Source organism: Enterobacter sp. SES19, assembly GCF_011765665.1.
GTDB lineage: Bacteria > Pseudomonadota > Gammaproteobacteria > Enterobacterales > Enterobacteriaceae > Enterobacter > Enterobacter pseudoroggenkampii.
The window spans coordinates 3,151,792-3,166,643 of record NZ_CP050320.1; the positions used below are offsets into that span (position 1 = coordinate 3,151,792).

12 protein-coding genes are annotated in these 14,852 nt (G+C 55.9%); all 12 read right to left on the reverse strand.

Annotation, left to right across the window (positions count from 1 at the left end; all coding sequences use genetic code 11):
* Positions 1-124: 124 nt before the first annotated feature.
* Positions 125-1,024, reverse strand: coding sequence for a GalU regulator GalF (gene galF, locus GXP72_RS15090; RefSeq protein ID WP_046092891.1), 900 nt, complete (start codon positions 1,022-1,024; stop codon positions 125-127).
* Between the two features lie 215 nt (positions 1,025-1,239).
* A complete protein-coding gene (locus tag GXP72_RS15095; protein ID WP_061714799.1) occupies positions 1,240-2,235 on the reverse strand; it encodes an NAD-dependent epimerase/dehydratase family protein in 996 nt (331 codons plus the stop codon).
* Positions 2,236-2,414: 179 nt separating this feature from the next.
* On the reverse strand, positions 2,415-3,812 hold the full coding sequence (gene wcaM / locus GXP72_RS15100) for a colanic acid biosynthesis protein WcaM (RefSeq protein ID WP_061714798.1): 1,398 nt from the start codon (positions 3,810-3,812) through the stop codon (positions 2,415-2,417).
* Between the two features lie 12 nt (positions 3,813-3,824).
* Entirely contained in the window at positions 3,825-5,045 is a 1,221-nt protein-coding gene (gene wcaL / locus GXP72_RS15105) for a colanic acid biosynthesis glycosyltransferase WcaL (RefSeq protein ID WP_208763063.1), read from the reverse strand.
* Positions 5,042-6,322 carry a colanic acid biosynthesis pyruvyl transferase WcaK gene (wcaK, locus tag GXP72_RS15110; protein ID WP_032658813.1) on the reverse strand — a complete coding sequence of 427 codons (1,281 nt, stop codon included), beginning with the start codon at positions 6,320-6,322 and terminating at the stop codon, positions 5,042-5,044. The genes wcaL and wcaK overlap by 4 nt, the downstream gene beginning before the upstream one ends.
* A gap of 17 nt (positions 6,323-6,339) precedes the next feature.
* Entirely contained in the window at positions 6,340-7,818 is a 1,479-nt protein-coding gene (gene wzxC / locus GXP72_RS15115) for a colanic acid undecaprenyl disphosphate flippase WzxC (protein ID WP_024908096.1), read from the reverse strand.
* Between the two features lies 1 nt (position 7,819).
* Positions 7,820-9,214 (reverse strand): undecaprenyl-phosphate glucose phosphotransferase, encoded by a 1,395-nt coding sequence (gene wcaJ, locus GXP72_RS15120; protein WP_032646472.1) that lies wholly within the window; start codon positions 9,212-9,214, stop codon positions 7,820-7,822.
* Positions 9,215-9,260: 46 nt separating this feature from the next.
* A complete protein-coding gene (gene cpsG / locus GXP72_RS15125; protein ID WP_061714795.1) occupies positions 9,261-10,631 on the reverse strand; it encodes a colanic acid biosynthesis phosphomannomutase CpsG in 1,371 nt (456 codons plus the stop codon).
* Positions 10,632-10,742: 111 nt separating this feature from the next.
* On the reverse strand, positions 10,743-12,179 hold the full coding sequence (gene cpsB, locus GXP72_RS15130; RefSeq protein WP_024908099.1) for a mannose-1-phosphate guanyltransferase: 1,437 nt from the start codon (positions 12,177-12,179) through the stop codon (positions 10,743-10,745).
* Between the two features lie 3 nt (positions 12,180-12,182).
* Entirely contained in the window at positions 12,183-13,406 is a 1,224-nt protein-coding gene (gene wcaI / locus GXP72_RS15135; RefSeq protein WP_024908100.1) for a colanic acid biosynthesis fucosyltransferase WcaI, read from the reverse strand.
* Positions 13,403-13,882, reverse strand: coding sequence for a GDP-mannose mannosyl hydrolase (locus tag GXP72_RS15140; protein ID WP_024908101.1), 480 nt, complete (start codon positions 13,880-13,882; stop codon positions 13,403-13,405). The genes wcaI and GXP72_RS15140 overlap by 4 nt, the downstream gene beginning before the upstream one ends.
* Before the next feature lie 2 nt (positions 13,883-13,884).
* Positions 13,885-14,850: a GDP-L-fucose synthase gene (locus GXP72_RS15145; RefSeq protein WP_024908102.1), complete on the reverse strand. Its 966-nt coding sequence runs from the start codon at positions 14,848-14,850 to the stop codon at positions 13,885-13,887.
* Between the last annotated feature and the right edge of the window lie 2 nt (positions 14,851-14,852).

Here is a 14,852-nt window from a genome sequence, read left to right on the forward strand (position 1 = left end):
GGCTTGAATCAGATAACTCAATGTTATCATTAGTATTAATAACGAAAAACGGCAGTCATCATTATGGATATGCTTCAACACACCTTAATGATGACTGCCGCTGGTTCAAGCCGTGGCAGGAATATCAGTCGTTATTAGCCAGCAACTTTTCAATACGGCTTCTGAACTTCGCCCCTTCTTTCAGGTTACGCAGCCCATAATTTACAAACGCCTGCATATACCCCATTTTCTTACCGCAGTCATAGCTATCGCCGGTCATCAGCATGGCGTCCACGGACTGCTTCTTCGCTAACTCAGCAATCGCGTCGGTCAGTTGGATGCGGTCCCAGGCGCCTGGCTCGGTTTTTTCAAGTTCCGCCCATATATCTGCGTTCAGAACATAACGGCCAACCGCCATCAGGTCCGAATCAAGCGTCTGTGGCTGATCCGGTTTTTCAATGAACTCGACGATGCGGCTCACCTGCCCTTCCGTCTCAAGCGCTTCTTTCGTCTGAATTACGGAGTACTCAGAGAGATCGCCTTTCATGCGTTTAGCCAGGACCTGGCTACGCCCTGTTTCATTGAAACGTGCCACCATTGCCGCCAGGTTGTAACGTAGCGGATCGGCAGAAGCGTTATCAATGATGATGTCCGGCAGCACAACGATGAACGGGTTATCGCCCACTACTGGACGGGCACACAAAATCGAGTGGCCGAGACCCAGCGGCTGCGCCTGGCGCACGTTCATAATGGTCACGCCTGGAGGACAAATAGACTGAACTTCCGCCAGCAGCTGGCGTTTGACTCGCTGCTCCAGCAACGCTTCGAGTTCGTAAGAGGTGTCGAAGTGGTTTTCAACCGCGTTCTTGGACGAGTGGGTAACCAGGACGATTTCTTTGATCCCTGCAGCAACAATCTCATCGACAATGTACTGAATCATTGGCTTATCGACGATCGGCAGCATCTCTTTTGGAATGGCTTTTGTGGCTGGCAGCATATGCATGCCCAGACCTGCTACCGGAATGACTGCTTTCAAATTGATCATTATCTCTTCCACCTTAAAATGGTTGACGAAGTATAAACCGTGTCAGGAAAAATGCCTGATAAAGAAAGTCTACTGCGTCGAATGCAAATCACGTTTAGTTCAGAACGCTGATTACTTAAGTTCATTACGCTATAAGTGTGACCCAGAATCGTCAAAAACCCTATCAATAAAGAAGCCGTAGAGTCTGTTTCCGACAAATCCCAGATCAGCAGCCGCTATTCAGAAACGAACGTGATGTCATCTTTCTTCTCATGAACGAACTCATACTTCAACGTACGGTCCAGCCCTTGAGATAAGGTATAAGGCGCTTTAAAACCTGATGTGTGTACTTTCGTGGCATCAAATTGAGTGGTGGCACAGAATTTTTTGACACGAACGGAACTGATCGCATACTTTTTACCAGTCACTTTGCTAAGAATATCAAAGCAAAAGCCACCAAGCATACCTAAAGGATAAGGGAGATGAACTGATGGGATTTTTTTGCTAAGGCTCTTTTCCACCTCAGCAACCAGCTGATTCATATTCAGATCGGGCTTATCAACATAATTGTATACATCGTAGCCAGGTTTGACGTTGCTCAATCGGAATTTGATAAACTCCACAATATTGCCGACATAAGCCATGGACTTGTAGTTAGTTCCGGCCCCCACCATTGCGAATTTGCCACCCGCAATTTGCTTAAGAAGATTGAAGACATTGCCACGATTGCGTTCACCAAAAATGACCGTTGGACGAACAATTGTCAGAGATCGCTCTTCTGGAGCTTTGTTGAACCATTCACGCAGCACCTCTTCCGCCTGCCACTTACTTTTACCATAGTGGTTAAAAGGATCGTGCGGGTGAGATTCGTCAGGATTGACTTTATTGAGACCATAAACAGCAACTGAGCTGGTAAAAATAATGTTCTTAACATTATTTTTTTCCATCGCTGCCAGTACATTACGTGTACCCTGAACGTTTACATCATAGTAGAGCGACGTTGGGCTGACATCATCACGATGCTCGGCGGCGAGCAATACCACCGTGTCGAAACCGGCAAGCGCCTGATCGAGTTGCTCCTGATTACGTACATCTCCGGAAACAGTAATCTCAGGGTAGAAATGGCTTTGCTGTTTGTCGAAGTTGGTGACATCAAACTCAGCCTTTGAAATCTCGATCAAACGAGTCCCAACGAAGCCGGACGCGCCAATAAACAAAACTTTATCGTTCATAAACCACTCAGTGCATTTGTGTTTGGCAAACCTCCGGTAATCTCTGCATTCCCTGAGGTATCGCTAATGATAAGACAGAACTGACGAAAATGTGGCACGGATTATAAACTCTAAAATCGCTGAGTTCAGTAACAAATTTTAGGGGTTACCGCGCACTCAATGAGATATGATGTCAAGACTTACTTCCTGAAGGAAGGAAGCGCAAAGTTCAGCCTTTCCACATTCACCACCTGCTGGTCGACACGGTCAATATCCACCGAGCTTTGCCCCTTCTCATTAACGGCTTTTATGTTCGCCAGCGACAGCAGCGTCTCGTCTTTCGCCATAAATTTACCCCGCACATCCTTGCGCAGGTCGAAGTTGATCTTCAGGGCGGGCCCCACAGCAGCTTCCTGCATCACATTGATGTTGCGTAAAAAAAGATGTTGCGGCTTGTTGTGTAATTCAAGCGTAGCACGCTGCATATCCACGTTGGTTATCGCCACAAACGAGGTCGCGTTACCGGATGAAATCTGTATTCCTCGCAATTTATAGGCAAGCTGGCGGTTATCGAGGTGAATATTGTTGAGCTTGAAGTTCTGCGGGATGGACAAATAATCGCCTTTTATCACTCCATAGCCAATTAACATTCCGGCACTGTTCACCATGTCGACATTATCAATAATGAAATTATCACAGCCATAAATGGCCACCGTGGCGTTGTCTATTCCCGCCTTTTTACTGAAGTCGGGAGTAATATTTTTGGCCTTAATATTGCGGATAACAAAGTGTTTCCCGTTTTCCACGTGCACCAGCTGGCGACAGTTGCTGCCGGTAATGTTGGCCACCACGAAGTTCTTGACGGTTTGCTTCTCCGGATAATCATTATCGTAGGTGCTGCCGGCGAGGCCAATGCCGATGCCCCAGTTGATCTTGCCGTTGGTGCAGTTGATGTTGTCGATGACATGATCGGAGATCAGGATATTGCGATCGTTGATGGCGACGTTCCACTCGATCGCATCGCCCTGCAGGTGACTAAATTTGCTGTTGGTGATGCGCGCTCCGTCCACCTGGTTATGGAAACCCTGGCGCAGGATGGCGTAGTTGGCCTGACTCACGCTGATGTTATCAATCAGCAAATTGCGCATCACGCTGGGTTTCTTGCCGCCGATGTAGATCTGCGTCACCGGGCCAAACCCGCTCATGGCCAGCCCTTTAATAACGCAGTCAGAGCCGCGAACGTCGAGCGTAATGTTCTCCGTGCGGCCCGCACCTTCACCTATCACTTTGCTGCCTTCCTGCAGAACAAAGCGGCCGCGCCCGTTACCGGTTAACGCCCCGCGGATAAGCAGCGTTTTACCGTCGGGAATGAAAATGCCCGTATTGATGTTTTCGCAGGTGAGCCCGGCAGGGACCACAACCGTGTCGCCATCAGTAAACGCCTGCTTAAAGGCTGCGATCCAGTCGTTGTTATTGTACTGATTAACAGAGACCGTTTTTCCAGCAGCCGCTCGCGCAATGCGTGACGACAGAAGCGGCGTGGCCGCCAGAACGGACAGAGAAGAGACAAAGGTGCGTCGGGTAATCTTTTTCAGCATACATCCTCGGCGTTACAACGTTTGCAGCAGGCTCGCTAACTGGCGATTAATCACCTGCTGGTTAAAATCGGTTTCAACTTTTTGTCGGGCATTCTGGAGCACTGGCTCCAGCGTCTGCTGGTCGATGTCGCTGAAGGCAGCTAATCGGTCCGCAAGGGCTATCGCGTTATTCTCCGGCACCAGCCAACCGGAATGGTCCGACTTAATTAGCTCCGGGATCCCGCTGTGCAAGGTCGATACCACCGGTATACCCACGGCCATCGCCTCCATCAGCGCCACCGGAATGCCTTCCATATCACCATCGGCGCCTGTCACTGAGGGCAGCAGGAACACATCTGCCTCTTCGAGCATGGCCTTGACCTCGTGGCTCGGCTTGAAGCCGGGCATCTCTACGACATCTTCCAGCTGATACTGTTCGATAAGCGTGCGCAGACGACGCTCCCACGGCCCAATGCCGAGAATGCGGTAGTGGAAATCCACCCCGCGCGCTTTCAGCTGGCGGCAGGCTTCAATCGCCACATGCAGCCCTTTCTTCTCGGTCAGACGTGCGACGGAGATGATCTGCAGCGGTGTTCCCGGCACCTTTACAGGACGACGCGTGAAGCGCGTTAAATCCACGCCCATACGCGAAACGGCAATTTTCTCTCCCGGACAGCCCATGTTTTTCAGCCGTCCGGCCCACAGGTCGCTGATAGGCAGCATCATGTCGCCGCGTCGGAAAAGCTGCTGATACTCCGGGGTGTAGTGGTTCAGCACTTCGCGGCTGGAGATGTCGATGCCGTGGAAGATGGTCGCAATTTTACCGTCAATCACCCCCAGTTCACGCAGCTTCGCGGCGGTGACGCCCGCCGGGCCAAAGTGGGCAATAAACACGTCGGCACGATACGGCTGCGCCGTTTGCCCGCAGATGGCCGACAGGATCAGATTGCGTGACTCCGCCCCATAGCGGGAAACATTCAGCGCCCGCCACGTCGACGCGCGGTGGATCCCGCGTAAGGTCTGGCTGGCCCGGCGGCGCAGCTTGCTCAGCTTCCCGGACGGCTCATCCTGCAGCCAGCGGGTTTTCGCCTCCAGCCCATACTGGGTATACGCCGCATGGGTGTTTTGGGTATCGCCCTTTTGCAGGGCGATAATCTCCACGTCATATCCCATATCGATAAACGCGGTGATTTGGTTCAGAACAAACGTTTCGGACGACAGCGGAAATTTCAGTAAGAAGAAACCAACCTTCATTTCCCCTCCCGTACGCGATCGAGTACCGATTTCACCATCCCAATGCCCTTCTCGCGCTCGGCTTTCACCGCCACCGCCAGACGTTCATTGATAGCAGGCAGTTGGCCGAGCGTGTCCCCCACCATCGCCCCGAGCGATCCGTCCAGCAGATGACGAATATCCACCGCCATTTCCGGCATACCGAGCTGCTGCATAATCCCGGCGGACTTGTGCTCATAGTTAATGGCAATGGCCGGCGTGCCGAAGTTCATGGAGATAATGGCCGAGTGCAGACGGGTGCCCACCGTCAGGTCGCAGGCGGAGAGCAGCTTGCCCATCTCCAGGTCGTTCAGTTCATCCATCACCACGTGATAGCGGGACGGATCGTTCACAAGATTGCGCAGGTTCAGCGCCACCATACGGTCGTCTTTGTTGTAACTGTCGATACCGGTGCAGGTTGAGAGCGCCAGCACCTGGTAACCGCTGTCCAGCACGCGGTTCACCACGTCGGCGAAGGCTTTCTCATACGCCGCCTGCGTCGTGCCTAAACGTTTATCAAAGGGCGCCAGCTCGCGCAGGGTGATTGCGACGGTTTTCTGTTTCGCCGCCACGTCGAGCCAGTGCTGCACCGCGTAGCTCGGCTGGAAGCTGTCGTCCTGATGATCCACCAGCCAGGCGGTATCCACGCCGTGCTCAACTTTTGAGGTGTCAATTTCGCTGCGCTTCATCATGTCGAGGCTGACCGACTCGCGCAGGATCAACGCATCGCAGTGGCCAAACACATAGTTCGCCAGCTGGTTAAACTGCGGATCCTGGAATGGCCCGACGCTGTGGCCAATCATAAACAGCGGTTTTTTCGCCATGAACGTGCACAGCGCATGCTCAAACTGCGGCACGCCGTAGAGATCGACAAAGAACGAACCGCCAACCTGGATAATGGCGTCATAGCCGGACAGCAGGCGAACAAAGTCGGTAAAGCCCTGCGCGATAGCGATGTTGCGCAGCTTGCCGGTATCGGTCACACGGGAAAGCAGCACCTGGTGCTGATAGCGACGACGCAGCACTTTCTTCACGCGGCCCATCACGCCCGCGGCGTTGTTATGCTGTTTCATCTGGCTGTAGAGCGGGTCGCCCATCACCGGGCGGTTCAGTAACCAGGATGAGCTGACCGGATAACGGCTCATCACGTCCACTTCGGTCTCAGGCTTAAGGGTGTTAATTGCATCCAGTAAACCGCGCAGGATGGCGCTGTCGCCACGGTTGCCGCAGGTGTGGTTGCCAAGAATTAATAATTTCATAATGGCCTCTTAAATAACTAGCCTGCGCGAAGCAGCGTTTTCATTTTTTCGTTACGGCAAAACTGGCGCTTCATCTCTACCACCAGCGCATTGCGAGAAAGTACGATCATCACGACGAAGGCCAGCGCCCCCGCGGCAACCTGCACCGCCAGCAGCGCGGCCAGCGGCAAGTGGCCGCTGAGGATGATGCCCAGGCCGTAGCTCACCGCCAGGGTTGGCAATGAGAGATAGAACGGCAGCCACAGGCTCAGGATGTACTGACGGTAGCTGGAACCCAGCACCGGCTTGATCATGATGAAGTAGCTCAGAACGGTATTGACGATCTGCACCAGCAGGAAGCCCAGCGTCACGCCGATGGCGCCCGCCATATGCCCGCCGACGATAATCGCCGGAATAAACAGGAAGGTTTTGAACACGTTGAACTTAAAGCTGATGTCCACGCGCGCTTTTGCCATCAGCAGGGACCCAATTGGATTCCCCACGGAGCGCAGCAGCCCTACCACGCACAGCAGCTGCAGGATCGGAATGATGCCGTTCCACTTTTCACCAAACACCAGCGGCACGAAGTTGCTGGACACCACCATCAGCCCCAGCAGCACCGGGAAGTTAATAATCCCCACCACGGAAAGCAGCTTGTAGAAGTTGACGCGCAGCTTCTCTGTGTCGTCCTGAATCTTGGCAAACGCCGGGAACAGGACGCGGGTGATAATCGGGTTCAGCTTCATCGGCGGCACCACCGCGACGTTGTAGGCCAGGTTGTAGCCCCCCGCCACGCTCGCGCCAAGAATACGCGCCAGCACCAGCGTCGACAGGTTGGTATTCACATAGTTGATGATGCTGTCCGCCGTCAGCCACGCGCCAAAGCGCAGGTTGGACGAGACGGACGCCAGCGAGAAATGCAGCCCCGGACGGTAGATCTTGCGGCCAAAGTAGCCGAACAGCAGCGTACGGACGGCAGAGTTAACCAGGTATCCCAGAATAGCGGTCATCGCCAGCGGCCAGAAATGGGCGCTCACCACGGTGAAGGTAAAGCCCGCCAGAACGGCGCTGGTCTCGATCATGCCGATCTTGTTGAACTCCAGCTCTTTCTGCATCAGCGCGCGGAACTGCTGTCCGTGCGGGATCACCACGAAAGCAAACGACAGCGTGCGCATCAGCGGAGCGAGATCCGGGTTGTGCAGCACGCTGGCGATGGTATCGCTCAGCAGAAACACCAGCACAAACACGAAAATCCCCAGCCCCACGTTCAGCCAGTAGAGCGTGGTCAGCTCCAGATGGCTAATCTCTTTGCGCTGGATAATCGAGTTGGCGATACCAAAATCAGACAGCGTATCGGCCAGCGCGATAATCACCAGCGAGACGGTCAGCAGGCCGAACTGGTGATTATCAATAATGCGCGCCAGCACGGTCATCTGCACCAGACCGAGGCCAATGATGACGATGGTCGCCATCGCTGACCACTTCGCCCCGCTGATGGTTTTTTCACGTAAGCTCATCTTAGTACGCCGCTTTGTTCACGAAACCTTTGAAGATGGTCAGAAAAACAATCTTGATATCGAACCAGATACTCCATTCACGGATGTACTCCAGATCGAATTCGATACGTTTTTCCATTTTTTCCAGCGTGTCGGTTTCGCCGCGCCAGCCATTGATCTGCGCCCAACCGGTGATGCCCGGCTTCACCTTATGGCGCAGCATGTAGCCCTCAATCAGCGAGCGATACTGCTCGTTGTGCGCCACCGCGTGCGGACGCGGGCCAACAATCGACATGCCGCCGGTAAAGACGTTGATAAACTGCGGCAGTTCATCCAGCGAGGTGCGGCGCAGGAAGTTCCCCACGCGGGTGACGCGCGGATCGTTCTGCGTTGCCTGGGTCACCACCTTGTCGTTTTCCATCACCTTCATGGAGCGGAATTTCCACACCATAATCGGCTTACCATCCATACCGTAGCGAGTCTGGCGGAAGATAACTGGGCCGGGAGAGCTCAGCTTCACCGCCAGGGCAATGCAGCACAGAACAGGCGAAATCAGCAGCAGGATCAGTGAAGAGAGCACGATATCTTCCACGCGCTTCAGCACGCGGTTAATGCCCGACAGCGGCGTGTCGTATAGCGGTACCACCGGCACGCCGTTCACCTCTTCAATACGGGAGTGAAGAATGTTGAAGGTAAACACGTCCGGGATCAGGATCACGGAGCAGGTGGTGTCCGCCAGCTCGCGCATCAGTTGCTTAATGCGGGATTCGTCTCTCATCTGCATGGCAATGTAGACGTTGTGAATTTTGCCGGCTTTCGCGTCTTCAATAAGCTGGTCGTAATTACCCGCCCAGTCCGCAGGGACGCCGCCCGGCTTCGCGTCGTGATAGATCCCCACCACTTCAAAACCTAACCACGGCTCTTTGCGGAAGCTGTCGAGCAGTACCTTCCCGACCGGCAGATCGCCCGCCACGGCAACGAAGCGACGGTTATAACCCCGGTTACGCAGCCAGCCCGCACCAAAGCGGATCAGGGAGCGGCACACCACCATGCCGACGCTGGTTAACAGATACCAGCAGAGATAGGTGACGAGGCGATTGTCAAAATCATGGCTGAACGCCACCAGGCCTGCGCTGAAGATCAGGCTAAGGGTCCAGTTCTGCAGCAGCAGCATCAGTTCGGTAGTCATTTTGACGCCGCGCCACGAGCGGTAGAAATCGGTCATTCCGCCGATCATTTGAAACACGACCAGCGCAATCAGGGCCATCAGCAGATGCATATATAAGAACGGCAGCCCGCTGATCCGACACACCGCCCACAATCCACCGACCATGATGGTGATATCAGAAAAACGCTGCACCATAGAGATTAACGATGCATTCGTTCTCGCTCGTTCGCGTTTTTTTAGATTCGTCATCGTTGTTCCTGTATTCGGTTCCCCCTCCCACCGGGAGGGGCAATTATTACTGATTCAACAGCGCCAGAATGTCCTTCGTTCGGGCTTCCATCAGCGCGGTGTCAGCACGGGACTCCACGTTCAGGCGCACCACCGGCTCGGTGTTGGACGAGCGCAGGTTAAAGCGCCACTGCGGGAACGCCATGCTGATGCCGTCCGTACGGTCAATTTCCAGCGCGTGAAGCGCAAAATGCTGCTCCACGCGGGCAATGGCCTCGGCCGGCTCCGCCAGCTTGCTGTTGATCTCCCCGCTCGCCGGGAACGCCGCCATGCGGTCACGCACCAGCTCGCCCAGCGTCTGCCCCTTCAGGCACAGCAGCTCGGTGACCAGCAGCCACGGGATCATCCCGCTGTCGCAGTAGGCAAAATCACGGAAGTAGTGGTGGGCGCTCATCTCGCCGCCGTAAATGGCGTCTTCTTCGCGCATGCGCTCTTTGATGAAGGCGTGGCCGGTTTTGGACATCACCGGCGTGCCGCCTGCCGCGGACACCACGTCGACGGTGTTCCATGACAGACGCGGGTCATGAATGATTTTCGCGCCCGGGTTTTTCTCAAGGAACGCTTCCGCCAGCAGGCCGACAATGTAGTAGCCCTCGATGAACTGCCCTTTCTCGTCGAACAGGAAGCAGCGGTCGAAGTCACCGTCAAAGGCGATACCCATGTCCGCACCGTGCTCAATCACCGCGTTGCGGGTGTCGTCGCGGCACTCCGGCAGCAGCGGGTTAGGAATACCGTTCGGGAAGTTGCCGTCCGGGGTGTTGTGCACTTTGACGAAGGTCACCGGCACGTTCAGCGCCTTAAAGCGCGCTTCAAGGGCATCGACAACCGGGCCGGCCGCGCCGTTACCGGAGTTGATCACCAGCTTCAGCGGCTTGAGGTTCGCCACGTTGATGTAGCCCAGCAGGTGGTCGATGTACTCTTTCTGCAGGTTGATTTTTTTGTAGCTGCCGCGCTTAGCCTCATTCACCGGCGGGAAATCGTTGGCTTCCGCCAGACGCTGCACGTCGCGCAGGCCGGTGTCGCCGCTGATAGGGCGTGCGCCCTTGCGCACCAGCTTCATGCCGTTATAGTCCATCGGGTTGTGGCTGGCCGTCACTTCGATACCGCCGTCCACGCCCAGGTGGAAGGTGGCAAAGTAAATCTCTTCGGTGCCGGAAAGACCGATGTCCAGCACGTCCACGCCCGCGTCCTGCAGCCCTTTCGCCAGGGCCAGCTTCAGGGATTCACTGGTCAGGCGCACGTCGCCGCCCAGCACGATGGTCTGCGGTTTTAAGTATTCGCCGTACGCGCGGCCAATGCGCCACGCAATGTCTTCATTCAGCTCTTCGCCCAGCTTGCCGCGAATATCGTAGGCTTTAAAACAGGTTAATTTTTCCATGATGACCCCTTTTTCAGGCAACAGTCGGCCCTGACCACTAAATGGCCAAATTAATTTTTTTGTCATTCGTAGGCCCGGTAAGCGCAGCGCCACCGGGCATAATGCAGAGTGCTACACCCGCCCGTAGCGGTCCTGGAAGCGCACGATATCGTCCTCTTCCAGATACGAGCCGGAACGCACCTCAATTAAGTCGAGAGGAATTTTCCCCGGGTTCTCCAGACAGTGCGTCGCCCCCAGCGGAATATAAATGGACTCGTTTTCACCCAGCAGTTTGACTTCACCGTCGATAGTGACTTTGGCGGTACCCGCCACCACCACCCAGTGCTCGGCGCGGTGATGGTGCATCTGTACCGACAGCCCCTCGCCCGGCTTCACGGTGATGCGTTTCACCTGATAGCGGTCACCGGAATCAATGGAGTCATATTTCCCCCACGGACGGTACACTTCGCGGTGAATATGGTGCTCGTGGCGACCATCCGCCTTAATTTTCTCCACCACTTTTTTAACGTCCTGCACGGCGTTACGGTCGGCAATCAGCACGGCGTCTTTGGTCTGGACAACCACCAGATCTTTCACCCCGACCGTGGTGACCAGGCCGGACTCGGCGTAGACGTAGCTATTTTCCGTTTTGTGGCTAATGACATCGCCGTGATGGACGTTACCCTCCGGGGTATGGGCGCTGATCTCCCACAGGGAGGACCAGGAGCCCACATCGCTCCAGCCCGCATCCATCGGCACCACAACTGCATCTGCCGTGCGCTCCATCACCGCGTAGTCAATGGACTCTTCCGGGCAGGCGAGGAACGCCTCTTCATCCACGCGGATGAAGTCGAGATCCGGGTCCACCACCGCCATCGCTTTCTCGCAGGCGTTCAGAATATCCGGGCGGTATTTGCGCAGCTCTTCCAGATAGCGTCCGGCGCGGAACAGGAACATCCCGCTGTTCCAGTAATACTCACCGCTGGCAACGTAGGCCTGCGCGGTTTCCAGATTCGGTTTTTCGACAAACTGCGCCACGTCAAACGCCACGCTGTCGCCTTCACCCGGCGCCACGCTGCCGCGACGGATGTAGCCGTAGCCGGTTTCCGGCAGATCCGGCACGATGCCGAAGGTCACCAGTTTGCCGCTTTCGGCGTAAGGAATGGCCGCACGGACCGCGTCGCGGAATGCGTCTTCCTGTTGGATAACGTGGTCTGCCGCCAGAACCAGCATCAGCGGGTCACAGTCCGGGCTGCTGCGTTTTGCCGCCAGCGCCGCCAGGGCGATCGCAGGCGCGGTGTTACGACCGGCAGGCTCCAGGATGATGTTTTCAGTAAGTTTGTTCAGCTGGCGCAGCTGCTCGGCAACAATAAAGCGGTGCTGTTCGTTACAAATTACCACCGGGCTTTCACACTCCACGCCGTGCAGACGGTTGACCGTCGTCTGCAGCATGGTGAGATCCCCTTTCAGACAGAGGAACTGTTTTGGATAGAGCACGCGGGACAGCGGCCACAACCGGCTACCAGAGCCACCAGCCATCACAACCGGATACAAAGTGGTTTGACTCATGATTTATCCCCGTATATCTGCAATAAATTGGCTCAGCACGTTCTCTTTCTCGAGCGTGCGTTCGGCATATTCACGTGCCACCGTGTTCACTTTTGGCATGGCAAGTGCCTGCTCAATTCCGGTGACCAGCGCCGGGACCGATTCCGGCTCCACGCACACGGCAATGCCCGGATAGCTGTCACACAGCTGGCCTAATTCTGTTTCGGCTTCTGCCGTAATCACCGCGTTGCCGCCCACTGCCAGAATGTTGGTCAGCTTGGACGGCAGCACCGCATCCGCGGCACCGCGTTTTTGCACCACCAGATGGCAGTCACCCATCTTCAGCAGCGCAGGCAGTGCCTCGTAAGACTGAAGCGGGAAAAATTTCACGTTGGTCAGGCCGCGTTCGCCGACCATTTTTTCCAGCCGCGCTTTTCCACCACCCTGCCCGACAATCACAAACGTCCACGGATGTTGGTTCAGCAGTTGGGCCGCTTCAATCACGCTCTCCAGCCCCTGCTTTTCGCCGATGTTGCCTGAGTAAAGAATGATTTTTTGATCTTCAGGCAAGCCAAGCTGCGCGCGCAGCGCCTGAGCGTCTTGCTCAGTCACGTCGCGAAAACGCGCCACTTCGGACCAGTTCGGGAAGAAGATCACCTTTTCCGCCGGGACGCCCTTCTCCTGCGCCTTGTTCATCATCGAGCGCGAAATCGTTGAGACGTAATCCACGTTGTGTAAGCCACTGCGCTCAAACGCGCTGGCGAGCTTAGCCACCTTGCCGCCCTTGCTTTTGCCTGCCATCCCCAGGCCCAGCATGGCGTCAACTTCATAATCCTGAATGTGCAGCAGGGTGCGCGCGCCGGAGAGTTTGCCCAGCAGGCGCATGCCCGGCGTGCAAAACAGCGTTGGCACCACGCCGATGATGCGATCCGGCTTCCAGCGGCGCTGCGCCATCAGCGGGAAGAAACTGCTCAGGGCAAAGCTGCCGAGATGAATCAACCGTTTCAGCGTCGAGGGCTGCTTAGGCACATACAGCGGGCAGCGCCAGACGGTCGCTGCACCCTCTTCGCGACGGTAGCGCCAGCTTGAGTAGCGCTCCCCGACTTTCCATTCCGGGTAGTACGGCGGCGCGGTAATGACCCGCACGTCATGTCCCTGGCTCGCCATCCACTCGACCATCTCGCCGGTGTATTTCCCGATGCCGGTTAGCTCCGGCGAGTAGTTGATTCCGTACACTAAAATTTTCATAAGCCCGGCACTCCGGACTGACGATCGGCCAGGAAATAGGCACGGCTGTTGTCGTGCACATTGTCGCTGGCCAGCAGCGCCTCTGGCGTCTGCCAGCGGTAGTCGTCATGCTGAGAATCAGGCAGACGCAGGTCTGCCTCACTCACCTTCAGGCGGAACCCCAGCACGATGTAGTGCGTGGTGAACCCGGTGCCTGAAAAGTTATCGTCATAGAAGTGCTGCCAGACCCCGTAAAACTGGCCCGCCGCCATCGGCAACTGCAGGCCCAGTTCCGCCAGAGTGAGACGCTCAAACGCATCGCTCAACGTCTCATCCTTCTGCACGCGCCCGCCGGGCACGAACCAGAAGCCCTGTGCAGGACGGTTGGTTCGTTTCCCCAGCAAGAACTCGCCGCGTTCGTTCTCCACGATCAAATCAATTGAGATGAGCGGAGTGGAACGCACTACCGTGGCAAAATCTTCCTGACTTAAAAACATCGTTACCCCCGGAAGCGGTGCTGGTTTTCCAGGAACCACTGGTAGGTACTGGCCAGTCCCTGCTCCAGTGACACCTCGTGATACCAGCCCAGCTGATGCAGACGGGTCACGTCCAGCAGCTTGCGCGGCGTACCGTCCGGCTTGGTGGCGTCAAACACCACGCGACCTTTGTAACCCACCACCTGCGCGATGGTTTGCGCCAGCTCGCGAATGGTGCAGTCCACGCCGGTACCGACGTTGATATGCGACAGCATCGGCTCGGTATTCTCCTGCCACACCTCGCGATCCAGCTCCATCACGTGAATGCTGGCGGCAGCCATGTCGTCCACGTGCAGGAATTCACGCATCGGCGTACCGCTGCCCCACACCACCACGTCCGGTGCGTTCTCGGCGGTCGCCTCGTGGAAGCGGCGCAGCAGCGCCGGGATCACGTGCGAGTTGCTCGGGTGGAAATTGTCGTGCGGTCCGTACAGGTTGGTCGGCATCACCGAACGATAGTCGCGGTTGTACTGACGGTTATAGGACTCGCACAGCTTGATCCCGGCAATCTTGGCAATCGCGTACGGCTCGTTGGTTGCTTCAAGCGTGCCCTGCAGCAGCTCGCTTTCGGCGATCGGCTGCTTCGCCATTTTCGGGTATATACAGGATGAGCCGAGGAACAGCAGCTTGTTCACGTTGTGCAGATGCGCCGCGTGAATGATGTTGCTCTCGATCATCATGTTCTCGTAGATGAAATCCGCCGGGTAAGTGTTGTTGGCAACAATGCCGCCCACCTTCGCCGCCGCCAGATACACCTGGTCAATGCGTTCGTTAGCAAAGAAGTCCTGTACCGCACGGCTGTCGAGCAGGTTCAGCTCGTCGCGGGTGCGGACAATCACTTCTACGTCACCGCGCTGCTCGAGCTGGCGCACAATCGCGGAACCCACCATTCCGCGATGACCGGCGACAAAAATACGTTGTTTTGTCATTC